This is a genomic window from Gordonia sp. PP30 (genome assembly GCF_023100845.1).
In the GTDB taxonomy this organism is placed as follows: Bacteria; Actinomycetota; Actinomycetes; order Mycobacteriales; family Mycobacteriaceae; genus Gordonia.
The window spans coordinates 2,501,297-2,527,209 of sequence record NZ_CP095864.1 but is presented as its reverse complement, the minus strand read 5'-3'; the positions used below and the strand labels follow the sequence as shown (position 1 = coordinate 2,527,209).

Annotated in this window: 24 protein-coding genes; 13 read left to right on the top strand and 11 right to left on the bottom strand. The window is 70.5% G+C overall.

Annotated features, from left to right (window positions below; translation table 11 throughout):
• Positions 1-99: 99 nt before the first annotated feature.
• Positions 100-864 carry a hypothetical protein gene (locus tag MYK68_RS11695; protein ID WP_247863874.1) on the bottom strand — a complete coding sequence of 255 codons (765 nt, stop codon included), beginning with the start codon at positions 862-864 and terminating at the stop codon, positions 100-102.
• Between the two features lie 78 nt (positions 865-942).
• Between MYK68_RS11695 and MYK68_RS11690 the strand changes: the two genes are divergently transcribed.
• Together MYK68_RS11690 and MYK68_RS11685 are read left to right on the top strand one after the other, a co-directional pair.
• Positions 943-1,728: a crotonase/enoyl-CoA hydratase family protein gene (locus MYK68_RS11690; RefSeq protein ID WP_247863873.1), complete on the top strand. Its 786-nt coding sequence runs from the start codon at positions 943-945 to the stop codon at positions 1,726-1,728.
• 45 nt (positions 1,729-1,773) lie between these two features.
• Positions 1,774-3,309, top strand: a complete 1,536-nt coding sequence (locus MYK68_RS11685) for a class I adenylate-forming enzyme family protein (RefSeq protein ID WP_247863872.1) — start codon at positions 1,774-1,776, stop codon at positions 3,307-3,309.
• Between the two features lie 223 nt (positions 3,310-3,532).
• Here the strand turns inward: MYK68_RS11685 and MYK68_RS11680 are convergent, their stop codons facing one another.
• Positions 3,533-4,198, bottom strand: coding sequence for a DUF4241 domain-containing protein (locus MYK68_RS11680; protein ID WP_247863871.1), 666 nt, complete (start codon positions 4,196-4,198; stop codon positions 3,533-3,535).
• Between the two features lie 68 nt (positions 4,199-4,266).
• Between MYK68_RS11680 and MYK68_RS11675 the strand changes: the two genes are divergently transcribed.
• A complete protein-coding gene (locus MYK68_RS11675) occupies positions 4,267-4,734 on the top strand; it encodes an SRPBCC family protein (RefSeq protein ID WP_247863870.1) in 468 nt (155 codons plus the stop codon).
• An 18-nt stretch (positions 4,735-4,752) separates the two neighbouring features.
• On the opposite strand, the gene MYK68_RS11670 is transcribed toward MYK68_RS11675, so the two are convergent.
• A complete protein-coding gene (locus MYK68_RS11670) occupies positions 4,753-5,967 on the bottom strand; it encodes an MFS transporter (RefSeq protein ID WP_247863869.1) in 1,215 nt (404 codons plus the stop codon).
• Between the two features lie 101 nt (positions 5,968-6,068).
• Between MYK68_RS11670 and MYK68_RS11665 the strand changes: the two genes are divergently transcribed.
• The 3 genes from MYK68_RS11665 (at position 6,069) to MYK68_RS11655 (ending at position 9,073) form a co-directional block, all read left to right on the top strand.
• A complete protein-coding gene (locus tag MYK68_RS11665; RefSeq protein WP_247863868.1) occupies positions 6,069-6,632 on the top strand; it encodes a TetR/AcrR family transcriptional regulator in 564 nt (187 codons plus the stop codon).
• 260 nt (positions 6,633-6,892) lie between these two features.
• Positions 6,893-7,279 carry a DUF6394 family protein gene (locus MYK68_RS11660; protein ID WP_247863867.1) on the top strand — a complete coding sequence of 129 codons (387 nt, stop codon included), beginning with the start codon at positions 6,893-6,895 and terminating at the stop codon, positions 7,277-7,279.
• Between the two features lie 6 nt (positions 7,280-7,285).
• Positions 7,286-9,073 (top strand): potassium channel family protein, encoded by a 1,788-nt coding sequence (locus tag MYK68_RS11655; protein WP_247863866.1) that lies wholly within the window; start codon positions 7,286-7,288, stop codon positions 9,071-9,073.
• A 6-nt stretch (positions 9,074-9,079) separates the two neighbouring features.
• On the opposite strand, the gene MYK68_RS11650 is transcribed toward MYK68_RS11655, so the two are convergent.
• Positions 9,080-10,543 carry a serine/threonine-protein kinase gene (locus MYK68_RS11650; RefSeq protein WP_247863865.1) on the bottom strand — a complete coding sequence of 488 codons (1,464 nt, stop codon included), beginning with the start codon at positions 10,541-10,543 and terminating at the stop codon, positions 9,080-9,082.
• A 101-nt stretch (positions 10,544-10,644) separates the two neighbouring features.
• Between MYK68_RS11650 and MYK68_RS11645 the strand changes: the two genes are divergently transcribed.
• Both MYK68_RS11645 and MYK68_RS11640 read left to right on the top strand, forming a co-directional pair.
• Positions 10,645-12,186 (top strand): cobyric acid synthase, encoded by a 1,542-nt coding sequence (locus MYK68_RS11645; protein WP_247863864.1) that lies wholly within the window; start codon positions 10,645-10,647, stop codon positions 12,184-12,186.
• A complete protein-coding gene (locus MYK68_RS11640; RefSeq protein ID WP_247863863.1) occupies positions 12,168-12,995 on the top strand; it encodes an alpha/beta fold hydrolase in 828 nt (275 codons plus the stop codon). Before MYK68_RS11645 ends, MYK68_RS11640 begins: the two co-directional genes overlap by 19 nt.
• Positions 12,996-12,999: 4 nt before the next feature.
• Here MYK68_RS11640 and MYK68_RS11635 read toward each other — a convergent pair whose 3' ends face one another.
• From MYK68_RS11635 to MYK68_RS11625, 3 genes are read right to left on the bottom strand one after another with little or no spacing between them, the layout of a single operon-like run.
• Complete coding sequence (locus MYK68_RS11635) at positions 13,000-13,638, bottom strand: maleylpyruvate isomerase N-terminal domain-containing protein (protein ID WP_247863862.1); 639 nt, start codon at positions 13,636-13,638, stop codon at positions 13,000-13,002.
• A 1-nt stretch (position 13,639) separates the two neighbouring features.
• Positions 13,640-15,043: a mycothione reductase gene (locus tag MYK68_RS11630; protein WP_247863861.1), complete on the bottom strand. Its 1,404-nt coding sequence runs from the start codon at positions 15,041-15,043 to the stop codon at positions 13,640-13,642.
• Positions 15,040-16,095, bottom strand: a complete 1,056-nt coding sequence (locus tag MYK68_RS11625; protein WP_247863860.1) for an alpha/beta hydrolase — start codon at positions 16,093-16,095, stop codon at positions 15,040-15,042. Before MYK68_RS11625 ends, MYK68_RS11630 begins: the two co-directional genes overlap by 4 nt.
• A 196-nt stretch (positions 16,096-16,291) precedes the next feature.
• On the opposite strand from MYK68_RS11625, the gene mqo reads away from it, so the two are divergent.
• The 5 genes from mqo to MYK68_RS11600 all read left to right on the top strand — a co-directional run bounded on the left by mqo (position 16,292) and on the right by MYK68_RS11600 (position 23,406).
• Positions 16,292-17,776, top strand: coding sequence for a malate dehydrogenase (quinone) (gene mqo, locus MYK68_RS11620; protein WP_247868031.1), 1,485 nt, complete (start codon positions 16,292-16,294; stop codon positions 17,774-17,776).
• A gap of 2 nt (positions 17,777-17,778) precedes the next feature.
• Complete coding sequence (locus MYK68_RS11615; RefSeq protein ID WP_247863859.1) at positions 17,779-19,665, top strand: VWA domain-containing protein; 1,887 nt, start codon at positions 17,779-17,781, stop codon at positions 19,663-19,665.
• A gap of 71 nt (positions 19,666-19,736) precedes the next feature.
• A complete protein-coding gene (gene cobO, locus MYK68_RS11610; protein ID WP_247863858.1) occupies positions 19,737-20,354 on the top strand; it encodes a cob(I)yrinic acid a,c-diamide adenosyltransferase in 618 nt (205 codons plus the stop codon).
• On the top strand, positions 20,351-21,739 hold the full coding sequence (locus tag MYK68_RS11605; RefSeq protein ID WP_247868030.1) for a cobyrinic acid a,c-diamide synthase CobB: 1,389 nt from the start codon (positions 20,351-20,353) through the stop codon (positions 21,737-21,739). The genes cobO and MYK68_RS11605 overlap by 4 nt, the downstream gene beginning before the upstream one ends.
• Positions 21,736-23,406 (top strand): GAF domain-containing sensor histidine kinase, encoded by a 1,671-nt coding sequence (locus MYK68_RS11600; protein ID WP_247863857.1) that lies wholly within the window; start codon positions 21,736-21,738, stop codon positions 23,404-23,406. Before MYK68_RS11605 ends, MYK68_RS11600 begins: the two co-directional genes overlap by 4 nt.
• A 22-nt stretch (positions 23,407-23,428) precedes the next feature.
• Here MYK68_RS11600 and MYK68_RS11595 read toward each other — a convergent pair whose 3' ends face one another.
• The 4 genes from MYK68_RS11595 to MYK68_RS11580 form a co-directional block, all read right to left on the bottom strand.
• Complete coding sequence (locus tag MYK68_RS11595; RefSeq protein WP_247863856.1) at positions 23,429-23,863, bottom strand: SRPBCC family protein; 435 nt, start codon at positions 23,861-23,863, stop codon at positions 23,429-23,431.
• 18 nt (positions 23,864-23,881) lie between these two features.
• The gene (locus tag MYK68_RS11590) at positions 23,882-24,382 is read right to left on the bottom strand and encodes a pyridoxamine 5'-phosphate oxidase family protein (RefSeq protein ID WP_247863855.1); all 501 of its coding nucleotides are present in this window, start codon (positions 24,380-24,382) and stop codon (positions 23,882-23,884) included.
• A gap of 5 nt (positions 24,383-24,387) precedes the next feature.
• Positions 24,388-24,942 carry a hypothetical protein gene (locus MYK68_RS11585; RefSeq protein WP_247863854.1) on the bottom strand — a complete coding sequence of 185 codons (555 nt, stop codon included), beginning with the start codon at positions 24,940-24,942 and terminating at the stop codon, positions 24,388-24,390.
• A 211-nt stretch (positions 24,943-25,153) separates the two neighbouring features.
• Complete coding sequence (locus tag MYK68_RS11580; protein WP_247863853.1) at positions 25,154-25,828, bottom strand: response regulator; 675 nt, start codon at positions 25,826-25,828, stop codon at positions 25,154-25,156.
• Positions 25,829-25,913 lie beyond the last annotated feature (85 nt).

The following is a 25,913-nucleotide window of genomic DNA, read 5'->3' as shown; positions in this document are numbered from 1 at the left end:
AACCCGCCAACGGCGCAGTAGATGCTCGATCTGCGACACCCAGGTTGCCGGGCGCGCCCGGTCGGTGCAGAACCAGTGGTGGCCGATGACATGAACGTGTCAGGGGGTCGCCCAGAGCAACTGTTCCCATACCTCGCTGGCGACGTCCTGGTAGTTGATGGTGGCGTTGATCAGTTCGCGCAGTTCGTGGTGATCGTCGAAGCTGGTGGGCAGCAATGGATCATGGATGATCTGGGCGATGGCGCGGGCACCGAGCGGCAGCGATTCGCGGGCGAATTGCTCATCGTCTTGGCTGCTTCGCCTACCGAGCGAGGCGGAAAGCTCGGCGCGCACTTCCCGATGGCTGCGGTGCAGTGCGGCCACATCCCAGCAATCCCGCAGCTCCGCGGCATCGTGGACGTCGAGATCTACGATCCCGAACACGCTGACCCGCGTGTCGGTGAGCTCGCGCAGCGTCCGCACGCCACCCGCCAGGTTGGCCGGGCGCATCAGCAGTGACCCCCGCCAGCGGGTGAATCCGAGGAGATCGAGCTCTCGCTCGATCCGACGCAGCTGGGTGCGAGTGCCGCTGGCCGTCGAGGTGTCCGCGCCGATCCATGTTCCGTCCCAGTCGACGAGGCCGGCCAGACGTGTCCGCCAGTGTCCGACGTGGGCAAAGGTGTTGAGACCGGTGGCATCGAGCCGGTACTCGCCGCGGCCGACTCGTTCCAGTGCGCCTTCGTCGGCCAATCTCATCGCCGCCATCCGCACGCTTGCCTCGCTGATCCCCACGATCTGGGCGGCACGACACATCGAGGCGATCGTAAACACCGCTGCCGGTCGCGCAGTGGCGAGATCAAGAACGAGTTTGCGGGCGGAGAGCACGTCGTCGTTTATAGCAGCTCCGAGCCCTTTTATAACGGCAATTGACAACTTGGTATCAGCGAGTGTTATATCGACGGTGTGATTGAAGACATAGCCGAGCTGGTTCGCTACGAGTCCGATGGGTCCGTGGTGACTATCACGATCAACCGTCCGCACGTGCGCAACTGCGTCGATGGTCCGACGTCGCACGCGTTACGTGCCGCCTTCGAGCGATTCGAGGCCGATGGCGATGCGAAGGTGGCGATTTTGACCGGTGCCGGCGGGACGTTCTGTGCCGGAGCCGATCTCACCGCGGTCGGGGACCCCGATCGGCGCAACGATCTCGATCCCGATGGTGGTGGATTGGGTCCCATGGGTCCCAGTCGCATGGCGTTGAGTAAGCCGCTGATCGCTGCGGTCGCAGGCTACGCCGTCGCGGGCGGCCTGGAGTTGGCACTACTCGCCGATATCAGGGTGGTCGAGCGCGACGCCACCTTCGGAGTGTTCTGCCGGCGCTGGGGTGTCCCGCTGATCGACGGAGGGACCGTTCGCCTGCCTCGGATCGTCGGGCTGGGCCGGGCATTGGACCTGATCATGACCGGACGCCCGGTGGATTCCCAGGAAGCCTTGGCGATAGGCCTGGCCAACCGGGTCGTGGATTCGGGAACCTCCCTGGCGGTCGCAACGGAGATCGCGCAGCAGCTGGTCGGCTTTCCCTTCGACTGTCTGCTCGCCGACCGTGAGTCGGCATATCGCAGCTTCGACGTCTCCCTCGCGCAAGCGTTGCGCGCCGAAGGCGCGGCAGGCGTTCCCATCGTCGCTCGCGAAGGCGAGGCCGGCGCGGCCCGATTCGCTCAAGGTGCGGGTAGGCACGGAGCCTTCTGACCGGCCGCCACCGACACTGCCATTCCGAATCCCTAGGAGAATCCCATGTCTGGACCAACCACCAGAGAACTCATCATCCGCGGTGCTCGCGAACATGCCGACCGCGTCGCGGTGGTCGTCGGCGACGAGGAGCGCACCTTTGCTCAGGTCGATACCTTGAGTAACCAACTCGCCCATGCCTTCGCGTCGGTAGGTGGCGGCCACCATGCCAGGGTCGGCCTGCTGGTCAACAACGGACTGCTCTCGGTGCCGGTCGATATGGCGTGTGTGAAGGCCGGCATTAATCGGATCCCGTTGAACTCTCGGCTGTCGGTTGATGAGCATGCCCGCATGCTGCGCGAAACGCATTGCGATCTGGTTATTTACGGTGCGGATCTGGCGAATCGCGCCGCAGAGTTGGCGGCGCTGCTGCCCGAGGTGCGTTTTCATGGTCTAGAAACCGGGTCCGATTGGTCTGCCGCGTTGATGGATATCGCGGCGAGCATGCCCTCCACCCTTCCCGAGGTGCCCGTCGAACCGGACGACATCATCTTGACCCTCTTCACCTCGGGTACCACGGGAACCTTGAAGGCCGCACAGCACACCCAGTCGTCCTATGCGGGTATCTGCCGCAACGTGTTGCTCAATCTGATCCCGGTACAGCCCGACGATGTGATGCTGCACGCCGCCAGTCTGATTCACGCCTCTGGCGTGTTCGTGCTGCCGTTCTGGCTTCGCGGCGCCAAGACGGTGATCCTGCCGGGATTCGAGCCAGGTGCATTTCTCACGGCCATCACTCGATACCGGGTCACTGTGATCAACCTGGTGCCCACGATGATCCAGATGCTGACCGAGCATCCCGACTTCGAGACGACGGAGGTCTCGGAGCTGCGTCGTGTCATCTACGGTGCCTCGCCGATGCCGCGGCCGACCATCGAGCGGGCAATGGACGTGTGGGGGCGAGAGCGGTTCTGGCAGTACTACGGGCAGACGGAGATCCCGCTGACGATCGCGGTACTGCGGCCCGAAGACCATGTCGGCGAACGCCTGGGAGCGTGCGGGCAGATCTCGGCCGATATCGAGCTGCGCCTCATCGACGACGAGGGAAGCGACGTTGCACCCGGGTCACCGGGCGAGATCGTCGTCCGCGGCCCGTCGGCGGTGGCGGGGTACTACGACGCGCCCGAACTCACTGAGCAGACCTTCCGTGATGGCTGGGTGCACACCCGAGATGTCGGCATGCTGGACGAACACGGATTCCTCTACCTCAAAGACCGCACCTCGGACATGATCATCAGCGGCGGCTACAACGTCTATCCGCGTGAGGTGGAGGACGTGCTGCTCGAGCATCCGGCGGTACGCGAGGTGGCCGTGGTGGGAACCCCGGACCCCACCTGGGTGGAAGTGGTGACGGCGGTGATCGTGGTGGGCCCCGAGGTAGTCGCCGATGAGGCGCTCATCACCGAGCTCACCGCCCATGTCGGTACCAGGCTGGCCGGATACAAGAAGCCTCGTCGGGTGATCTTCACCGACGCCATCCCCAAGACCGCGGTAGGCAAGCTCGATCGCCGGACGCTGCGCGGCGCGCTGGCGCGGACGTAAGGAGCGGACCCGCAGCGGCCCGAGGTAGCCGACTCGCTGGGACGTGGGGCATTGGCAGGCGATCGGCCAAGGAGACGACGATAGCGCTCTGACTCCGCTTGAACCTGGAACGCGCTGCATGTTTTGTATCAGTGGAACGGCATGCAGGTCGATGCGGCGAGGTTCGCGGCCGCCCGGCTGTAGCCGGCTCGGGTATACGCCCGGTCCACAGTCTCCGGGCGGCTCAGTCGCGCGGCGACTGGTCTCCCAGATAGTCGGGATCGTCGACCAGGGTGTCGATGTGCACGCCCAGGAGCCGCCCGGCGTCGTCGTAGGTGGCGACCACCGGGTAGAAGCCGTCGCCCCAGCCCGAGTGCGTCAGTACGACGTTCTCGCCGTTCTGCGCGCCCGGCATGACGATGTTCGCCGAACCCGCCACGAGATGTTCGGCGGAGTCCATCAGCGCGAACCAGGAGTCCGGGCGTCCGGTGTCGAACACGGCGTCGTACCAGTCGCCGTCCGGCATGCAGCGAGCGACGGCCGCGGCGTCGGTGAACGCGACGGTTCCGGCGTCGACGCCGACCCCGTAGTACTCGCCCGCGGGCGCCGGTGCCCGGCCCTCGGGCACGACGAACTCGATGCGGGCCGGGGTGCCCTCGGCGACGATCACGCTCAAGTGGCTCTCCCGGAGGTGACTGCCGTCTTGCGCGTCGCTGACGTCGACGACGGTGACGGCCACCGGGTAGGTCCCCGGCGGCACCGCGACGACGAGTCCTTCGCCGAGGCCGACGTAGGGGTCGCTGGCTTCCAGGCGGCCGCTGCGAACGTGGAGTTCGCCGAGGGGGACGACGGTGTGCTCGCGGCCGCCGAAGCGCCCGGCGCGCAGGGCATGGAACTGGTCCGGATTCATGATCGGCGACGCTACCGGAGGGGGCCGACATCGCGTCTGGACGCCCGTCGCGCGGTTAGGGTGAGACGATGTTCGACGCTGAGCGGGACCCGGCGGTGGTGGAGTTGGGGATCTTCGTCACCGGTGCGCCGGAGATCGCCTGGCGGGCGCTGACCGAGCCTGACTCGATCGCGCGCTGGCTGGCGCCGACGATCGGGTTCGCGCCCGCGGTGGGCACGACCTTCATCGTGCAGGTTCCGGTGCCGGGCAAGCCGGCCGCCGAGATGTCGTGCCAGGTGGTCGCGGCCGACGAACAGCGGCAACTCACCTACAGCTGGACCGATCTGCGCGGGGAGCCGCCGCTGCGGTGGCTGGTCGACTGGCAGTTACGGCCGCAGGGGCGGGGAACGCGGGTGCTCCTCCATATGAGTGGCTTCGACGTGACCGATCGCCGCCAGAAAATGGCCCGCAACGCGGTCGAGCGCGGCTGGAACAACACTGTCCTGCCGAAGCTCGCCGCTGAGATCGACGCCCTCGGCGCGGGCTCAACGGAGTGAGCCCGCGCGGGAGCGGGCTCAGCCGTCCGCTCGTCGTCGTGTCGTGTGCAGGGCTGCGACGGCGGTGCCCGCGGCGAGCACGATGACGGCGCCGACGAAGATCAGCCCGGCCCGGCGCAGGCCGAGGGGCTCGGCGAGCAGGCCGACACCGATCGCCGGGACGGCCAGCATCATGTAGAGCCCGGCGAAGAACGACGACGACACCTCCCCGCGATGCTCCGGCGGGACCTGCTCCACGGTCGTCGCGAGGCCGGCGTTGAGGCACACGCCGCCGGAGATCCCGAGGACGAGTGCCGCGGCGAGGAGGGGCCACAGCGTGATGGTGCCGAGGGCCGTCGCGAGCAGAGTCGCCGCGACGACCAGACCGGCACAACCCGCGGGGATCGCTGTCTGCGGGCGTAGACGGCGCGCGATGAGTTGGCCCGCCGCCATCGCGGCGAAGGCGAGAAAGACCACGAACCCGGCCAGGGAATGGCTGTGCAGCCCCAGGTCTCTGGCGAGGAACAGCGCCGACACGGCGGTGAGCACGCCGGTGACCGCGAAGCCGGTTCCGGCGGCGAGAACGGCGCGGGCGAACGCCCCGCGGATCGAGCGGGGGACGTGCAGGCGTCGCGGACGGATCCGCAGCCGACCGCGGTCGGTGGGCGCCGGGGCCCATGCGAAGAGACCGGCGAGGGCGATCAGACACAGCACGACATACACCGCGAAGGGCGAGATGAGCGGGTGTGGCGCGACGTCGGCCAGCACGCCAGCAAACAGTGTTCCGAGGGCGAGTCCGCCGGTGTTGGCGGCCACGGCGAGGGTGCCGCCGAGTGCCTTCTTTCCGGCCGGGAAGAGATCGATGACCGCGGCGGTGCCGGTGCCGCTCATCAGCCCGGCGGCCAGACCGGACACCACCCGCGCGACGATCAGCAGCGCCACCGACCGCGGCAACAGGAAGAGCAGCGCGCTGAGCAGAGCGAGACCGACGGCGAGGAGGAACACGGGACGGCGCCCGACGTCGTCGGAAAGCCTCCCGAACAGGGAGAGTGCTCCGACGACGCCGAGGGCGTAGACGGCGAAGAGGACGGTCACCATCAGCGGTGAGAACGCCATCTCGGACGCGTAGAGGGAGTAGAGGGGTGTCGGGATGGTCGTGCCCATCATGGTGACCAGGAAAGCGAAGGCGGTGGCGGCGACGGCCGCACGTGCGGAGGTGCGGCCCGGTGGGCCGGCGACGTCGAGGGTGGTCATGGAGGCTCCGGTTCAGAATTATTAGACATAGTGTCTCGTAATGAATGTCACATGCCCGAGTTGCGCCGAGACCGACGTCCGGCGCTGGGTAGGGTCGGGGCATGGGAGAAGCCATGCAGGCGGCCGGTCGTCCGCGCAGCGAGCAGGCCAGGCTTGCGGTATTGCGGGCCGTCGACGACATGCTCGTCGAACACGGATACGCGGCGATGACCATGAAGGGGATCGCCGAACGTGCCGGTGTCGGCCGCCAGACCGTGTATCGGTGGTGGTCGTCGAAGGCGGAGATTCTGCTCGAAGCGAGCGCTGCCGACGCCGCGCGTGAACTCGCCGTCGTGCCGCAGGCCGATCCCGTCGCCGAGGTGGCGGCGTTCCTCGCCGGTCTGTCCGCCTTCCTGACCTCGTCCGACGCGGGGCTCGCCTATCGCGCGCTACTCGGCGAGGCGCAGCACGACGCGACGGTCGCCCGGCTCCTGCGGGGCAGCGACATCCTCGGTGACGCCGCCCGGGCGGTGGTGGGTCGCCTGATCGCGCGCGGGACGCTGTCCGGTGATCCGGAGGCGTTGGCGGCCGAGTTGGTCGGACCGACGCTGTACCGGATCCTCGCGGACGGTGAGCCCGTGGACGACGCCGAGTCGCGGCGGATGGCCGGGCGATTCCTGCGCTGAGCGCTCCCCAGACGGTGGAGCGGCCGTGTCAACCGGATTCCGTGGGAGGTCGACCGGAGCGCGTATCGGCAGGTGGGTGGTCGCGACGCTGTCAGTTCTCCGGTGTGCTGGCGAATCTGGACGACGCGGGTCAGGTGGCGCCAGCGGCGTCCAGATTCGGCAGCGGGGTCCGGGACGCCGGCGCCGTCGCCCGGGAGTCTCGACCGGGCAGGAAGGCTTGGTCGGCCTGAGCAGTGCGCGGCTGCCGTAAGGTGAGCCGCATGAACATGTCGAAGGTCGTTTTCGGCTTCTTCGTGTTGCTCGCCGCGACGCTGAACTTCGGGTTCGTCATCGGCGACCTCTCCGATCGCAACGAGCACAGCGTCTACGAACTGTTCGCGGCGATCACCGTCAGCCTCATCGCGACGGTGCTGAAGTTCGGGGACCGGACGCAGCTCGGCGCGGTCCATCTGGCGACGAGTCTGGTCGCCGACCTCCAGTTGCTGGCGGCGGTGGTGGTGTGGGTGATCGCGCAGCAGGTCAGCACCCACGGTCTGACGTCGGGCGCGGTGGCCAGCGTCGTGTCGCTGGCGGCCGGTGCGCTGCTGGCCAACCTGGTCTCGGTGACCCTGCTGGTGGTCGAGACGGTCACCTTCCACCGCGGCTGATCGGCCGTGGTCACCAAGCGGCACCCGCCGCGACGCCGGACGAGGGAGCCGGCCCGCAAGTACGAGGATCCGACCTCGGCCACCGTCTTCGTCGTGCTCCGGCGCATGCGGGCGCCGCTCATCACGCTGATCGTCGTCTTCGCGATCGGGGTGGTCGGCCTCAGCCTGATCCCCGGGCGCGACGAACTCGGCCACACGGTGCATCTCACCCTGTTCGACGCGTTCTACGTGATGAGCTACACCGCGACCACGATCGGCTTCGGCGAGACGCCGTGGCCGTTCACGATCGCGCAGCGACTGTGGGTCACCGCGTGCATCTTCATGACGGTGCTCGGCTGGGCGTATCTGGTCGGCACGCTCCTGTCGCTGGTGCAGGACCGCGGATTCCGCCAGGTGCGGGCCCGGCACCGGTTCAGTCGCCAGGTGATGCGGATCCGCGAACCGTTCCTCCTGGTCGCCGGCTACGGCCGGGCCGGGGAGGTGCTGGTTCGCGCGTTCGACGCGATGGCGCAGCAGGTGGTGGTGATCGATCCGAGCGCCGAGCGGATCGACGAACTCGATCTCGGCTCGTTTCGCACCGAGGTGCCCGGGCTGGCCGCGGACGCCGGCGACCCGGCGCAGCTGCGGCTCGCCGGCATCGATCACCCGTGTTGCGCCGGGGTGCTCGCCCTGACCGGCGACGACCAGGTGAATCTGGCGGTCACCATGGCGGCGGCGCTGCTGCGGCCCGACCTGCCGGTGATCTCGCACACCATCGTCGGTTCGACGGCCGAACAGATGCGGGCCTTCGGCACCCCGACGGTGATCGATCCGTTTGAGCGATTCGGCGACCATCTGCGACTCTCTCTGCACTCACCGGCCGGATACCAGCTGCTCACCTGGCTCGAAGCCGGTCCCGGTGCCGAACTGCCCGAACGGGGCCGGACCCCGCCGCCCGGACGGTGGGTGGTCTGCGGATACGGCCGATTCGGTCACGAACTGACGCGCTACCTCCGGGAGGTCGGCGTCGAGATGACGGTGATCGACGCCCGCGACATCGCCGACCTCGACAGTGGCAGCGGTATCCAGGTGATCACCGGCGATGCCAGCGAGCCCGCCGTCCTGGCGCAGGCGCACCTGGACACCGCCGTCGGCCTCGTCGCCGGCACCGACGACGACGTCGCCAACCTGTCCATCCTGGCCGGTGCGCGCAAGCGCAACCCCGAGCTCTTCCTCGCCGGGCGACAGAACCGGCCCACCAGCGCGGAGTTGTTCGACGCGATGAACCTCGATGCACTGCTGGTGCCCAGCGACGTCGTCGCGCACGAGGCGTACGCGCGTATCAGCTCACCGCTGCTGTCGCGCTTCCTGCGGCACATCCCGGCCGAGAACGAGAAGTGGGCCGCCGACCTGATCTCCCGGCTCGTCAACGAATGCGGGCGCACCCTGCCCGCGCTGTGGAAGATCCACCTCGACGACGACCACGCGCCCGCGATCGTCGGCCGGCTGAGTTCGGGCGAGGTGTGCCTCGGCGACCTCCTGCGTCGTCCCGAGGACCGGACGCGGCGGCTGCACATCGTGCCGGTGCTGCTCCTGCGGTCGGACGGCACCGAGATCGCGGCACCGCCGATGGACACGCGTCTGGAACCGGGCGACGAACTGCTCCTGGCCGGCAGCGGCCGGGAACGGCGGGGCGTCGAGTCGACGCTCGTGGTCGACGTCACCGCCGCATACGTGCTCGGCGGGGAGCGCCTGCGCCGCGGGCCCCGGATACCCGCCGCATGGCGCCGCCGGCCCTCGGAGGACGACGTTTAGGAACGTCTAGAACGAATCGCCGACGCAGAGCGTCGAGACGATCCGGCTGGTCTCGCCGGTGGCGGAGGTGGCGCGCGCGGTGGCGGCGTCGGACGCCGCCGAACGGGTCCCGGCGGTGGCCGTGTAGTACGCCGACGAGCCGCTCGTGACGTGCGCGACGGCTGCGCAGCCCGAGCTGAACGTCGAATACCCCCACGACTCGTTGAAGCCGTAGTTCGCGGCGGCGCCGAGCAGGGCGTCCTGGCTCGGGTAGTCCTTGAACCGCACCACCCGGCCCTGCGGGCTCACCACCAGACCCCACACGCTGGCGGGCTCCTCGGTGGAGGTGGTGGTCGAGGTGAGCGTCGTGGTGCTCGGAGCCGGGCCCGGCGACGGGGTACCGGAGCTTCGCGAATTCGCGAGATAGAGCGCACCGGCCACCACCCCGACGCTGAGCAGGATCGCGAGGACCGCGAGCACGATGGTCGTCGACGACGACCTCGAGCGCGGCGTGCGAGCGGGAACACGGGCCGGCGCCGGTGGGGCGGGTCTCGGCGGGGGAGGCGCCGGCGCGGTGAACGGCCTGGTCCCGCGCGGCGGCGGCGCGGAGGGCGCGGCCGGCGGCGGGACGAGCGGCACCGGGGCCACCCGCGTCGGCGGGCGTATCGACGCGGGTTCGCCGCCCGCGGTGAGGGCGGCGGCGAACGCCGCGCACGACGGATAGCGCTGCTCCGGCTCCTTGGCCAGGGCGCGCGCGAAGACCGGATCGAGTCCGGCCAGCTCGGGGACCAGGCTGCTGATCGGCGGCGGGGTGTCGTTGAGCTGTGCCGACAGCAGCGCCGCGGTGGACAGTCCCGCGAACGGCGGCCGCCCGGTCAGCAACTCGTAGGCGGTGCAGGCGAGCGAATACTGGTCGGCGGCCGGCACGTCGCGCTGCCCGCGGACCGTCTCCGGCGCCGAATAGGTGAGCGTGCCCACGAACGAGTCGGCGGCGGTCAGCGAGGTGGCGCCGGCCAGCCGGGCGATGCCGAAGTCGAGGACGGTCACCCGGTCGATCGCCCCGGCATCGGTGCGCCCGACCTGCACGTTGGCCGGCTTGACGTCGCGGTGGACCACGCCGCGGCGATGCGCGTAGTCGAGGGCGTCGCCCGCCTGCCGGACGATCTCGCGGACCTCGGGAAGCGGCAGCCGCCCGACCCCGGCGAGATCGTTCCCGGCGAGGAACTGCATGGTGAACCACGGGATGCCGTCGGTGATCCCGTGGTGATAGACGGTCACGATCCCCGGATGGTCCAGCGACGCCACGGTGCGGGCCTCGGCGGCGAAACGCGCGGCGAAGTCGCCGTGCGCGTCGACCGTCAGCACCTTCAGCGCCTCCCGCCGGTCGAGATGCGGATTGCGGACGAGGAACACGGTGCCCATCCCACCGCGCCCCAGCAGCGAGAGCACGTCGTATCCGGCGAAGACACCACCCGGGACCGGACCGGTCATCGACTCTCACCTCCTCGTCCTGTGCCGGCGGCCGACGCCGACGGTTCACGCCGCATGGTATCCGGCGGCTCCGACTTCGGTGAGAACGGTAGGGTGGCGCGGTGACACCGATCCGGGGCGCCCTGCTGGTGGGCGGGACGTCGAGCGACGCGGGGAAGAGCCTGGTGACCGCCGGACTGTGCCGCTCCCTGGCACGCCGGGGCGTCCGCGTCGCCCCGTTCAAGGCGCAGAACATGTCGAACAATTCGGCGGTCACCCTCGACGGCGGTGAGATCGGCCGCGCCCAGGCGCTACAGGCGGCCGCCTGCGGGCTCGAGCCGGATACCCGATTCAACCCGGTTCTCCTCAAGCCCGGGAGCGACCGCCGGTCTCAGGTGGTGGTCCGCGGCCGCGCGGTCGGCGACGTCGGGGCCGGTGACTACCAGACCTGGCGGGCTCGTCTCGCCGACCTCGTCCACGACGAATTGTCTTCTCTCCGAAGCGAATTCGACGTCGTGATCGCCGAAGGGGCGGGTTCGATCGCGGAGATCAACCTCCGCGCGAACGACCTGGCGAACCTCGGCCTCGCCCAGCGCGCACGACTCCCCGTCCTCGTGGTGGCCGACATCGATCGTGGCGGCGCACTGGCCGGGCTCTTCGGCACCACCGCGGTGCTCGACCCCGCCGATCAGGAACTCGTCGCCGGGTACGTGATCAACAAGTTCCGCGGCGACCCGGCGATCCTGACCCCGGGACTGGACATGCTCCGCGAGCGCACCGGGCGGCCCACCCTCGGCGTGCTGCCGTTCCATCCGGACATCTGGATCGACGCCGAGGACTCGCTCGCCAGCCCGGTCGGCCGCCGCGTCGGCCCCCCGGCCGCCGGACACCGGGACGCCACCCTCGCCGTCGCCGCGATCCGGCTGCCCCGCGTCTCGAACGCCACCGACGTCGAGGCGCTCGGCTGCGAACCCGGCGTCGATGTGACCTGGGCCGATGACCCGGCCGCCGTGGCCGCCGCCGACCTCGCGGTGCTGCCGGGCACCCGCGCCACCGTGGACGACCTGCGCTGGCTCCGCGAGCGCGGCCTCGACGCCGCGCTCGCGCGCCGCGCCGCGCAGGGCCGCCCGGTACTCGGCATCTGCGGCGGCTTCCAGATGCTCGGCCGCACCATCGACGACGACGTCGAATCGCGTGCCGGCACCGTCGACGGGCTGGGCCTGCTCGACGTCGCCATCGCCTTCCATCCGGACAAGACGCTGCGCCGGTTCACCGGTGACGACGGCCGGAACCCGGTGCGCGGCTACGAGATCCACCACGGCCGGGTGGTGCGGTCGGCGGAGACCCCATGGTTGCGCGACGACACGCTCGGCCCCGAGGGCGCGCGCCGCGGCGCGGTCTACGGCACGCATTGCCACGGACTGCTGGAGAGCGACGACTTCCGCCGGGCCTTTCTGACCGAGATCGCGTCGGCGGCCGGCAAACCGGGCTTCGTGCCCGAGCCCGGCCTGCGCGTGACCGCCGTCCGCGAGAACCAGCTCGATCTGCTCGCCGATCTGGTTGACGAACATCTCGACATGTCGGCTGTGCAACGGTTGCTCACAGATGGCGTACCGGCGCTGCCGCGCGTCCTAAGCTGGCTGTCGTGGAATCCGAGCACCTGAAGGTAGAACACGACGGCCTGACGTTCGACGTGCACCGCAGCGGCCCGCCCCGCGGACCGTGGGTGGTGCTGCTGCACGGCTTCCCGGTCGACTCGTCCTGCTATGACGCGGTGCTGCCGCGCGTGCACGACGCCGGCCTGCGGACCCTCACCATCGATCAGCGCGGATACAGCCCGGGCGCGCGCCCGGAGGCCGTCGACGACTACCGGCTGGACCGGCTGGCCGGCGACGTCCTCGGCGTCCTCGGCCACTTGAACATCGCGTACTCGATGCTGGTCGGCCACGACTGGGGCGGCATCGTCGCCTGGCAGCTGGCGGCCAAGCACCCGGAGCGGTTCACCAGCCTGGTCGCGGTCAGCACCGGCCACCCGTCGGCGATGGCCGATGCCCTCGCGCTCGGTGACGATCAGCGGACACGGTCGTCGTACATCAAGGACTTCATCGCCGAAGGTGCCGAGGAGACGCTGACCGCCCGCGGCGGCGTCCTGTTGCGTCGCGCGGGGCTGTCCGCCGACGAGGTGAAGCCGCTGCTGGAGCCGGGCAGGCTGGCCGGGCCGCTCGGCTGGTACCGGGCCAACTTCACCGGGAACATCGCCGAGACGCTGAAATGCCCGCCGGTGGAGATCCCGACCACCATGCTGTGGAGCGACGGCGACGCCGCGCTGGGTCGTGACCAGGCCGAGCTCTCCGGCCGCTACGTGTACGGCGACTACCGGTTCTCCGAGCTGCACGGCGTGGACCACTGGATTCCGCAGCGCGCGCCGGAGGCCGTCGCCAGCGAGATTGCGCTGCGCTCCGCGCTGTTCTGACCGGTCAGCCCAGGACCGTGAAGCCCGGGGCGAGGCCGTCGCGCCCGGTCATCGCCCGCAGTACGGTGACCGCCCGGCCGGGTTCGGCCAGTGCGGCCGCCAGTTCGATCGCCCGCGGGGCCGCCCGCAGCAGATCGGGCCCGGGCTCGAGTCCGAGGGCGCTCGTCAGGTCCAGCGAGTGCACGGTCAATTCGAAGGCGCGGGTCGGCAGATAGTCGATCAGGCGCATCGGGCCGACGGGGGAGAGCAACGGCGCGTCGTCGGGCAGCACCGGCACGAGATCGCCGACGCGATCGGCGATGGTGAGGGCCGCACCGACCGGATCGTCGCCCAGATCGAGACCGGCCGCGACGCCGCGCGCCGCGACCGCGGCGGGGTCGCCGACCGAAGCGAACGCGGCCCGGAAGTAGGCGATCGGGCCGTCCAGGACACTCTCCGGGTCGATCGAAACCCCTTCTGCCGCGGCGAGATACGACTCGATGGTCAGGAAGGCCCGGCACGTGTGACCGAGAAGGGAACGCACCGTCCAGTCACCGAGTCCAGGATCGTCGAGCCGGGCCGGGTCCAGGCGGCCGATCGTGTCGCGGAAGCCGGCGGCGGAGCCGTCGAACCAGCCCCGGATCTCCTTCGCCGAGATCGGCATCTCAGTCCAGTTCGAGCCCGAGGAGGGCGTTCTCCAGCACCTCGGGGAGCGCCGGGTGGATCCAGTACTGGCCGCGGGCCATGTCACGGGCGCCGAGGCCGAAACTCATCGCCTGGATCACCGGCTGGATGATCGACGACGCCTGCGGGCCCAGAATGTGCGCCCCGAGCAGGAGCCCGGTGTCGCGGTCGGCGATCACCTTGCAGAACCCGGTGGTGTCCTCCATCGCCCAGCCGTAGGCGACGTCGCCGTACGCCTGCACCTTGACCGCGATCCGGTGACCGGCCGCCACGGCCTCTGTCTCGGTGAGGCCGACGGCCGCGATCTGCGGGTGGGTGAACACCGCGGCGGGTACGGCGGTGTGCATGAACGACGCGAGATCCGGTGCGTCCCAGCCCTTCAGCAGGTTCTCCTGCACGGTGCGCTGCTCCTGGTTCGCCACGTGCTTCAGCTGGTACGGAGAGCTCACATCGCCGAGCGCCCACACCCCGCGCGCGGGGGTGCGGCCGTGAGCATCGGTCGGTACGCGGCCGTCGGAGGTGAGTTCCATCCCGATGGTGTCCAGGCCGAGCCGGTCGCCGTTGGGGGTGCGGCCGGTCGCGACCAGGAGGACGTCGACGTCCAGGTCGTCGCCGGAGGCGAAGCCCAGCCGGATCTCGCCGGAGGGCAGCTCGCTGACGGTCGAGCAGGTCTCGTCGAGCCGAACGTCCCACTGCCGCTGCGCGATCGCGGTGAAGCGGGCGCTGATCTCCGCGTCGAGCTTGCGCAGCAGCGCCGGCCCGCGGGCGATCACCGTGACCTGCGTGCCGAGGGCGCCGAAGACGTGCGCGAACTCCGCCGCGATGTAGCCGCTGCCGACGATCGCCATCCGCCGGGGGAGTTCGGGGAGCCGCATGACGTCGTCGTTGGTGTAGTAGCGGACACCCGAGCGCGCGATCGGTTCGGGGATCTCCGGCCGCGCACCGGCGGCGATCACCACCTCCGTGGCGAGCACGACGTCGCCGGCGGCGGTGACCAGGCGATAGCGGCCGGTCGCGTCGTCACGGCCGTCGAACACCACGTGCGAGGAATAGACGGTGATGTTGGGGCAGTCCTCCTCGCGGTAGCGCCGCCCGCCCGCCGAGATCGGGTCGATCCGGCCGAAGACGCGGGCGACCAGCTCGGGCCAGCGCACCCCGTCGAAGGTCGCCTCCACGTCGTAGGCGGCCGCCGATCTGATCTCGGCCGCGACATCCGCCGCGTAGACGAACATCTTGGTCGGGATGCAGCCCACGTTCAGGCAGGTGCCGCCGTAGATGCTCTCCTCGAAGATCGCGATCGAGAGGCCGTCGAAGCGCTCGTCGGGGATCGAATTGCCGCTTCCGGTGCCGATGATGGCCAGATCGGTCAGCTGCGGGCTGCTCATGCGTCGGTCTCCTCGGTGGTGGCGGCGGGGTCGATCTCGTGGCGCATCCAGTCGCCGACCGCCTCGTAAGCGAGTTCACGGGGCACGGACTTGGACAGGAAGGCGTCGTGCCGGGCGCCGGGGATCACCACCGACAGCACCCGCCGGCCGAGGAACGGCGCCCAGCGGGCCATGTGGCTCACGTCGAGCACACAGTCGGCGGTGTCGACGGCGACGTCGTACGACGACGAGAAGTGCGACTTGTCCGAGCGCAGCACCAGCACCGGCACGCCGACATCGATCCCGTCGTGAATCGTGAACTGGCCCTGGCGGATCGCGTTGAGCCAGCCGAAAGTGACCGGGAAGCCGCCGAGCGGTTTGCGCTCCAGGTCGTACGACCACTCGCCGCCCGAGTCGACGTGCAGGCTCTCGCCGTACGACGACGACAACTCGCGCGGCACCTCCGCCTTCGGGCGCACCTTGGCGATCGCGGCCACCACCCGGGCGAGCGGGCGGGTCCGCAGCACGGCCTCACCCTGCATGTCGAGCCACGGGGCGTTGAGCAGGAGGCCGGCGATGCGGTCGTGTCGTGCCGGGTCGGTCTCCCGGAGCCGGTCGAGCCACAGCGGGGTCACCAGGCCGCCGGTGGAGTGCCCGGCGACCACGACGCGGACCGGCGCGCCGGCCGCGCTCAGCTCATCGGTGATCACATCCAGCGCCAGGGTCAGCTCCTCGTCGTACACGGCGAGATCGGTGGTGAAGTGCGGCTGATGATGGGCGGCCAGTGAACGGCCGCATTTGCGCAGGTCGAGTCCGTAGAAGGCGTAGCCGAGGCCGTCGAAGTAGTCGGCCAGCTCCTCCTGGAAGAAGTAGTCGGTGAAGCCGTGGACGTAGAGCACCGCGCCGCGGGAGGCCCGCGCGCGGCCGGGCCGGCGGATCAGGGTGGCGCTGATCGGGTCCTCGCCGTCCGGGTCCGGACCGAGCGGGAGCGTCAGCAGCTCGTAGTGGTCGAGGAATTGGTCGGGACGCCAGACGTGCTCGTGGGCGAGCTCGGAAGACTTCGGGGAGGTCACACCGTAGAGCTTAGATGCCTGTGCCGCGTGTCGTGCATCGCACAAAGGCACCTCCGATTCGGGCGGTCAGCGCGTCATGGTGGACAATGACGAACGATGAGCGGACCCGAACCGGGGCGGCCGCGCGGACGGAAGTGAGCTTGACGTGTCCCAGAAGGTGATCAAGACGGACGTGGCGCTGGTCGGCGCCGGCATCATGAGCGCCACGCTCGGTGCCCTGCTGCGGCAGCTGGAGCCGAACTGGACGATCAGCCTGTTCGAGCGTCTCGACGCCGCGGCCGCGGAGAGCAGTGATCCGTGGAACAACGCGGGCACCGGTCACTCGGCGCTCTGCGAGCTGAACTACACCCCGATGGGTGACGACGGCGCGATCGACATCACCAAGGCGCTGAGCATCAACGAGCAGTTCCAGCAGTCGCGCCAGTTCTGGGCGTACGGCGTGGACAACGGTGTGCTCGGCGCGCCCGACGAGTTCATCAACCCGATCCCGCACGTGAGCTTCTGCCACGGCGATGCCGGCGTCGATTACCTGGCCAAGCGGCACGCCGCCCTCGCCGGTCAGACCCTGTTCGAGGGTATGGAGTACATCACCGACGAGGCCGAGTTCGCCGAGCGGCTCCCGCTGATGGCCGCCGGCCGCACCTACGAGGGCGACCCGGTCGCGCTCAACTGGTACACCGAGGGCACCGACGTCGACTTCGGTGCGCTGACCCAGCAGCTGCTCAACTACGTGGGCCGCGACGCGCAGCTGTACTTCGGCCACGAGGTGCGCAACCTGTCCAAGCAGTCCGACGGCAGCTGGGTGGTCAAGGTCCGCAACGTGCGCACCGGCGAGGTGCTGCGGGTCGAGGCCAAGTTCGTCTTCATCGGCGCCGGCGGCGGTGCGCTGCACCTGCTGCAGAAGTCCGGTATCCCGGAGGCCAAGGGCTTCGGCGGCTTCCCGGTCTCCGGCCAGTTCTTCCGCTGCACCAATCCCGAGCTGATCGCCGAGCATTCGGCCAAGGTGTACGGTCAGGCCGCCGTCGGTGCCCCGCCGATGTCGGTGCCGCACTTGGACACCCGCGTGATCAACCACGACAAGGGTCTGCTGTTCGGCCCCTATGCCGGCTGGTCGCCCAAGTTCCTCAAGACCGGCGGCGTGATGGACCTGCCGAAGTCGGTGAAGCCGGGCAACCTGCTCCCGATGATGTCGATCGCGCCGAAGGAGTTCGGCCTGCTCAAGTACCTGATCGGCGAGCTCGCCGCGTCGTCGGCCGACCGCGTGAAGACGCTGCAGGAGTTCGTCCCGCGCGCCACCGGCGGCGACTGGGAGATGATCACCGCGGGTCAGCGCGTGCAGGTGATCCGGGCCACCGGCAACAAGGGCAACCTCGAATTCGGCACCGCCGTGGTGGCCGCCGCGGACGGCACCATCGCCGGTCTGCTCGGTGCGTCGCCGGGCGCGTCGACCGCCGTGCCGGCCATGCTGAACGTGCTGAAGCAGTGCTTCGGCGACCGCTTCGACGGCTGGACGCCGAAGCTGACCGAGATGATCCCGTCGTTCGGCCAGAAGCTCAACGACAACCCGGCGCTGTTCCGCCAGATGTGGGACTGGACCAACCGCAGCCTCGAGCTCACCGGCCCCGGCCGGCACGTCGCGCCGGAGGGCGCCGGCCGCCACGAGGCCGCCGAGCAGGCCTGAGCGTGTCGCAGTCGCCGGCCCGCTACCCGTTCAGCGCGGTCGTCGGACAGGACCGGCTCAAGCTGGCGCTGATCCTGTCCGCGGTGTCGCCGGGTATCGGGGGCGTGCTGATCCGCGGCGAGAAGGGCACGGCCAAGTCGACCATCGTCCGCGGTCTGTCGCCCCTGCTCGCGCGGGGCGACGGCGGCGGTGGGCGAGTGGTGGAACTGCCCATCGGGGCCACCGAGGACCGGGTGATCGGTTCGCTCGACCTGACGCGCGTGCTGCGCGACGGCCAGGCGCACTTCACTCCCGGCCTGATGGCGCAGGCCGACGGCGGTGTGCTGTACATCGACGAGGTCAACCTGCTGTCCGATCACCTGGTGGACGTGCTCCTCGATGCCGCGGCCAGCGGCCGGGTGACCATCGAACGCGACGGAGTCTCCCACACCCAGTCGGCGGACTTCGTGCTGGTCGGCACCATGAATCCGGAGGAGGGGGAGCTGCGTCCGCAGCTCCTCGACCGGTTCGGGCTGGTCGTCGACGTGGCGGGTCCGCGCGAAGTGGACGAGCGCGTCGCGATCGTCACCGCGCGGATGACCTTCGACGCCGACCCGGAAGGCTTCGCGGCGTCCTACGCCGACGCCGAAGCCGAACTGGCGCAGCGGATCTCATCCGCGCGGGCGGCGATCGGTGAGGTGACGGTCCCGTCCGCGGAACTGCGGCGCATCGCCGCCGTCTGCGCGGCCCTGGAAGTCGACGGGCTGCGCGGTGACATCGTGGTGGCGCGCACCGCGGCCGCGCACGCCGCCTGGCGCGGTGCCGCCGAGGTCACCGAGGACGACGTGACCGTGGCCGTCGAGCTGGCGCTGCCGCACCGGCGCCGGCGCAACCCGTTCGACTCCTCCGACATGGACCGCTCGCAGCTCGACGAGGCACTGGAACGCGGCGAGCAGGCCGCCCAGGAGCCGCCCCCTTTTGACGGTGCGCCCGAGCCGGACGACGGCCCGGGCGAGGCTGCCTCGGATACCGAACCCGACGGTCCGCCGGACGACGATTCGGGCGGGTCCCCAGACGGCGGCGACGCCCCGCCGGGCCCGGCGTTCGGGACCCCGCCCGCGGGCACCGGGTCGCGGCTGCGGGTCTTCCGCGCCGCGGGTATCGGCGACGGCGACGACGGACGACGCTCCCGCGCCCGCAGCCGCCGCGGAATGACTACGCACGCCGTCGATTTCAGCCACGACACCCCCGTCCACCTGTTCGCGACGGTGCTTTCCGCCGCGGGCCGGGCCGCGGGGACGCCGTCGATCGAGGCCGGTGACCTGCGCGGGGCGCAGCGAATCGGGTCGGAGTCGAATCTGGTGGTCTTCGTCGTGGATCTGTCCGGCTCGATGACCGCCCGCACCCGGCTCGACGCCGTCCGGACGGCGTGCGTCGACCTGCTGCGCGACTCCTACACCCGGCGCGATCGGGTGGCCGTGGTCGTCGCGGCGGGCCGCGGCGCCTCCGTGGCGGTACCGCCGACCCGCTCGGTGGATCTGGCCGTCGCGCGCCTCGCACAGGTGCGCACCGGCGGACGGACCCCGCTCGCGGAGGGACTGACGACGGCGCTCGGGGTGATCGAGCGCGCCGCCCGCACCGATCCGGAGCGCCGACCGCTCCTGGTGGTCCTCACCGACGGCCGGGCCACCGCCGGACCGAACGCTCCCGAACGGGCATCGGCCGTCGCCGATGCCATCGCACGAGGCGGCATCTCGTCGCTGGTGGTGGACTGCGAACAGGGCATGATCCGTCTCGGTCTCGCCGCCGACCTCGCGCGCCGGATGGGCGCCGAGTACGTCTCGATGGATTCGCTCGCCGTCTCCGGACTCGCCAGCGCGGTGGGTGGCCGCACGACGACGGCGTCCTGACGGGTCTCGTGGCCGAGATGACCACGTGACCCGCCACGGTGCCGGTGTCGTGCACCGCTAGGGTTGGATCCATGCCCAAAGGAGTGCCCGAGTCGGTTCCGAACGACGGTCTGACCACCCGCCAGCGCCGTAACCAGCCCGTGCTGGCCGTCCACACCGGGCCGGGCAAGGGGAAGTCGACGGCCGCCTTCGGGATGGCGCTGCGCGCCTGGAACGCGGGCATGGACGTCGCGGTGTTCCAGTTCGTGAAGAGCGCGAAGTGGAAGGTCGGGGAGGAGAACGCGCTGCTCGCGCTCGGGAAGGTGCACGAGGAGACCGGGCAGGGCGGGCCGGTGCAGTGGCACAAGATGGGGCAGGGCTGGTCGTGGATCCGGCGGTCCGATGACGCCGAGCAGGATCACGCCGAGGCGGCACGCGCCGGGTGGACCGAGATCGCCCGCCGGATCGCGGCGGACGAACACGACTTCTACGTCCTCGACGAGTTCGCCTATCCGCTGCACTGGGGCTGGATCGACACCGACGAGGTGGTCGCCGCACTGCGTGCCCGGCCGGGCCGCCAGCACGTCGTGATCACCGGCCGGTACGCGCCGGAGCCGTTGCTCGAGGCCGCCGACCTGGTGACCGAGATGACCAAGGTCAAGCATCCGATGGACGCCGGCCGGAAGGGCCAGAAGGGCATCGAGTGGTGACCCGCCTCCCGGCGGTGGTGATCGCCGCGCCGAGTTCGGGGAGCGGGAAGACGACGGTCGCGACCGGCCTCATCGGTGCGCTGACCGCGGCCGGGCACACCGTGGCGCCGTTCAAGGTGGGCCCCGACTACATCGACCCGGGCTATCACGCCCTCGCGGCGGGCCGGCCCGGACGCAACCTGGATCCTCTTCTGGTGGGCGAGGAGCGGATCGGGCCGCTGTTCGTGTCGGGTGCCCGGGGCGCGGACGTCGCCGTCGTGGAGGGCGTGATGGGCCTGTTCGACGGGCGGATCGCGGCCGCGGCCCCGGACCTCGGGCTGGGTTCGACCGCCCACGTCGCGACCCTGATCGGCGCGCCGGTGGTGCTGGTGGTCGACGCCGCGGGGCACTCCCAGTCGCTGGCCGCGCTGCTGCAGGGCTTCGTCGGCTATGCGCCACAGGTGCGGATCGCCGGGGTGATCCTCAACCGGGTCGGTTCGGACCGCCACGAGGAGGTGCTGCGCCAGGCGTGCGTCCGCGCCGGACTGGCCGTGCTCGGGGTGCTGCGCCGCGACCCGGCGATGTCGGTGCCCTCCCGGCACCTGGGGCTGATCCCGGCCGCCGAGCGAGACGCCGAGGCCGTCGATGCGGTCGCCGCCATGTCCACGAAAGTCGGTGCGGCCCTCGATCTTCCGGCGATCCTCGCGGTCGCCGCGCAGGCCCGCTCGCCGGCGTGCGTGCCGTGGTCGGCGATCGATGAGGTCGCGCACCCGGTGGCGTCGCGTCCCGTGGTCGCGGTGGCCCGTGGTCCGGCGTTCACCTTCTCCTACGCCGAACACGCCGAACTGCTGGCCGCGGCCGGGGCCGAGGTGGTCGGGTTCGATCCGCTCACCGAGTCGCTGCCGGAACCGGCCGCCGCCGTGGTGATCGGCGGTGGGTTCCCGGAGGAGCACGCCGCGACGCTGAGCGCCAACCTGCCGCTGCGCGACGCCCTCCGCGCGCACGTGGCGGCCGGCCGGCCGGTGCACGCCGAATGCGCGGGCCTGCTCTATCTGCAGCGGATGCTCGACGGCTATCCGATGACCGGTGCACTGCCCGGACGGGGCGCGTTCACACCGCGGTTGACGCTCGGCTATCGCGACGCCGTCGCGCTGACCGGTTCGGTGCTGTTCGACGCGGGCGAGCGGGTCACCGGGCACGAGTTCCACCGCAGCGTCGTCCACTGGGACGACCCGCCGTCGCCGGCCTGGGGCTGGCGGGGCGCCGACGGGCTCGCGGCCCGTGACGGCGCGGTGACAGCCGGGGTGCACGCGTCGTACCTGCATCTGCATCCCGCGGGCTATCCTGCGGCCATCGCCCGATTCGTCCGGGCGGCGGTAGACGAGAGGCCGGCGGAGGGGATATGACGTCCGACGACAGTGAACGCGGCGATTACGCCGACCTCACCGCGCAGTTGCGCATCCGTGACCCGCACCGTCCGTCCGGTTCGGAGGCGCTGCGCACCGCGCTCGACGCGCTGACCGACGAGCAGTCCGATCCGGCCGTGCTGCGGGAACTGCTCGAAGCGGTGCTGCTGGTGGGGCAGGGGCTGGACCTGGCCGATGCGCTGCAGCGCATCGTCGACGTCGCCGCGGCGGTGCTCGACGCGCAGTACTGCGCGCTCGGCGTCCGCAGCCCCGAACTGCGGTTGCAGGCGTTCGTCTACACGGGGATCTCCCCGGAGGTGCGCGCCGAGATGGGCGGCCTGCCGATCGGCCGCGGGGTGCTTGGTGAGCTTCTGCAGCATCCCGAGGTGCTGCGGATCGCCCATCTCGGCGAGCACCCGGCGTCGGTCGGTTTCCCGCCGCACCATCCGCCGATGGACACCTTCCTCGGGGCGCCGATCATCGTGCGCGGTGAATTGTTCGGCAGCATCTATCTCACCGAGAAACAGACCGGCTCCGAGTTCACCCCGCAGGACGAACAGATCGTGTCGGTGCTCGCGGTGGCGGCCGGTATCGCGGTCGACAACGCGCGGATGTACGAACGTCAGCGCACCCGGCATCGGTGGATGGAGATCCTGGCGCACCGCGGGTCCGAGCCGATGGCCGGCCTGGCACTGGACGACACGCTCAACGGCCTGTGCGCGGACGTCGCGGCGCTGACCGGGGCCACCGACGTGTTCATCGTCTCGATGCAGGGCGGCCAGCCGTGCCTGCACGGGCACACCGGCCGGCCCGTCGAACCCGCCGACATCACCTGGCCGGGACTGACGTTCAGCGTGAGCGAGGCATCGGGTGCGGAGTGGCTGCGGCGCGGGGCCCGCTGGAAGACGGCGCAGCCGATGCAGCAGACGCCTGGTGACTACGGGGCGATCGTGCTGACCCACGTCGACCGCCCGAACTGGGAGCCCGAGGAGATCGCCGGTCTGGCGGGCGTCGCCCGGGTGGCCTCGCTGGCGATCGCCTACGCCGAGCAGCAGCAGCTCACGCGCGAACTGGAGACGCTGGAGGATCGGCACCGGATCGCGCGCGACCTGCACGACCACGTGATCCAGCGGCTCTTCGCCATCGGCATGTCGTTGCAGACCATGCTGGCCGCGCCGAACCAGGTGGAGGAGCGGATGGCGCAGGTGATCGTCGACCTCGACGCCACCATCGCGCAGATCCGGACGTCGATCTTCGACCTTCAGTCGTCGTCCCTGCACGGGGAGTCGGTCACGCTGCGCCGCAAGGTGCTCGACGTGGTCGCCGAACTCGCGCGGCATGCGCCGATCGTGCCGAGCGTGTCGTTCGCCGGGCCGGTCGACACCCTGGTTCCCGACCGGCTGGCCCCGCACATCGAGGCGGTGCTCCGCGAGGGGCTGTCGAACGCGCTGCGGCATTCCGGGGCGATGCGGATCGGCGTCCGGATCGTCGCCGACGACGTACTGACCGTGGAGATCAGCGACGACGGCTGCGGAATCCCGACCGACGTCGGCTACCGGGGTCTGGACAATCTGACGCGCCGGGCCGACGAGTGCGACGGCAACTTCACCGTCGACACCGCCCCCGGCCGCGGCACCGTCCTGATCTGGGAGGTACCGCTCGACTGATCGCCGCGGCGGGCGGGCCGGATCAGCGGCCCTCCAGGTCGTGGGCGCACGCGGCCAGGACGGCCGCGAAGCTGCGCGGCAGCAGCCGCGAGGTGATCGCCGCCATCGGCTTGCCGCCTCCGCGCGCGGGATGGGTGTAGTCGGAGGTCCACCGCACGGCCGTGGTCCCGTCGTCGCCGGCGGTCAGGGTGATGGCGCCGCCGCGGTGGTCGATCGCCGGCACCGAGGTGAGGATCAGATACTCGTAGCGGTGCGGCGGATCGGCGGCGACGATCTTCTCCCGGGCCCAGAGCCCGAGTGCCAGAGCCTCGCGCACGCTGCCCGCCTCGCCGTTTCCGGACGTCCAGCGTGCGGTGAGCGCCAGCGGCGCACGGGTGAGGTTCGCCGGATCGATCAGCCAGGCGTACACCTCGTCCGCCGGTGCGGCGATGGTTCGTTCGACGGTCAGTTCAACCACGGGACGGCTCCTTCGTCGTCAGAAGCGGAAGCGGGTGCAGTCGGCCGGGAACGACGACCAGGCGAGCACTCGGTGCGGCACGATCACCCGCAGGCCGCCGCCGTCCGTGCCGGACCAGGCGCCGGGCTCGGGCCGGTAGCCGTCGTCGTGGTACTTGGCGAAGGCCGCGGCGAGTCGTGCACCGAGTCCGCCGGCGTCGGCGCGGGTGGCGCTCGAGGTCCCCTCGACGATCACCACGTCGGTGCCGCTCTCCAGGGTCAGGGTGACGTTCGGGTTCGCCTCGACATTGCGGGTGTGCCGGGTGGTGGGTGCGCCGTCGTAGTAGAAGCGGCCGTCGACCCACACGCCCCAGCGCGGCACGCTGTGCGGCCGGCCGTCCGGCCGCACCGAGCACAGCCAGTAGTGTTTGGCCGCCACCAGTTTCGGTTCGACGGCGGCCCAGGTCAGCAGGCCGTCGGTCGATTCGGGCAGGCCGTAGCCGTCGGGGAATTCGGGGCGGTCGGGTGTGGGGGAGGTCATGGCCTTCAGTCAATCAGTTCCCGGCGTGTCACGGTCGACGACGGCAGCACGAGCACCGCGCGGTCGGCGGTGAGGATGTGCAGGAACCCCGGCGACTCCTCCAGGACGTAGCCGTCGAACGTGCCCCGCGTCGTGGTGGTGATGTGTTCCTCGCCCATCCACGGTTCGTCGTCGACCACCGCGAGGACGAGGACGCCGATCCCGGCGATGAGCGCGATCCGGCCGGTCGCGGCGAGTGCGAAACGGCGTAACTCGCCCGAGCGGGCGAATCGCCGGATCGCCGCCAGCACCGCGCCGAAGGCGACGGCACCGACCAACGTCCACGGGCTGCGGTAGGTGACGGTCATCGTGAAAGCGATCACCGCGAGCACGACCGCCGAGAGGATCGTCGAGATCTCGATGCGGCCGCGCTGTTCGGGCAGGGGCCAGAATAGTCTCAGCAGGACCAGCGGAAGCAGGACGGCGGTGAAGGCGCCGGTGATCCACGGCTGCGCCGCGATGGTGCCGAACGCGATGGCGAAGGAATCGCTGAAGTCGAAGGTGTCGGCGATCTGAGCCACCGTGTGTCAATCCCAGCGGGCGACGGCGAGCAGGCGCAGCAGCAGGAAGAGGACGGCGACGATCGCCGCGGTGCCGAGCTCGATGTCGAACCGCCGGTACGCGGCCTCGGTCTGAGTGTCGTCCGGGCCGGGGTCTCGACTTCGCTCGACGTCATGGCAACTCGACCGTCATGGCAACTCGACCGTCATGGCAACTCGACCGTCGGGAACTTCAGCGTTCGCGTTCGCGCAGCTTGGTCGCCATCACCGCGACCTGGGTGCGGCGCTGCATGTCGAGTTTGGCGAGGATGTGCGAGACGTAATTCTTGATCGTCTTCTCCGCCAGGAACATCCGCTCGGCGATCTGGCGGTTGGTGAGGCCCTCGCCGATCAGCCGGAAGACCTCGCGCTCCTGTCCGGTCAGCTCGGCGAGCGGATCGGTCTTCTCCTTCTTGTCGTCGCGCAGCTTGGCGAGCAGGGCGGTGGTGCTGCGGTCGTCGAGCAGCGAGCCGCCCTGGCCGATGGTGCGCACGGCGGCGATCAGGTTGGCGCCCAGGATCTGCTTGAGGACGAAACCGGAGGCGCCGGCGAGCACGGCGGCCAGCAGCGCGTCGTCGTCGGCGTAGCTGGTGAGCATCAGGCAGCGGACCCGCGGATCGCGGGAACGGACCTCGCGGCACAGCTCGACGCCGTTGCCGTCGGGCAGCCGGACGTCGAGCACGGCGACGTCCGGCCGGGTCGCGCCGATCCCCGCGACTGCCTCCTTGACGCTGGCCGCCTCGCCGACGACATGCAGGTCGGGGGCGGTGCCGAGAAGGTCACGCAGACCACGGCGAACCAGCTCGTGGTCGTCGACGAGGAAGACGCGGATCGGCTTCCCGGGGGCTGCGTTCGGAGGAGTCGCCATAGGGGAAACGGTACCGCAGGGCCCGCCGAATTCCGGACCGGCGACCCGGCGGGTTCAGGACTTTCGGCTCTCCGAACCACACCCG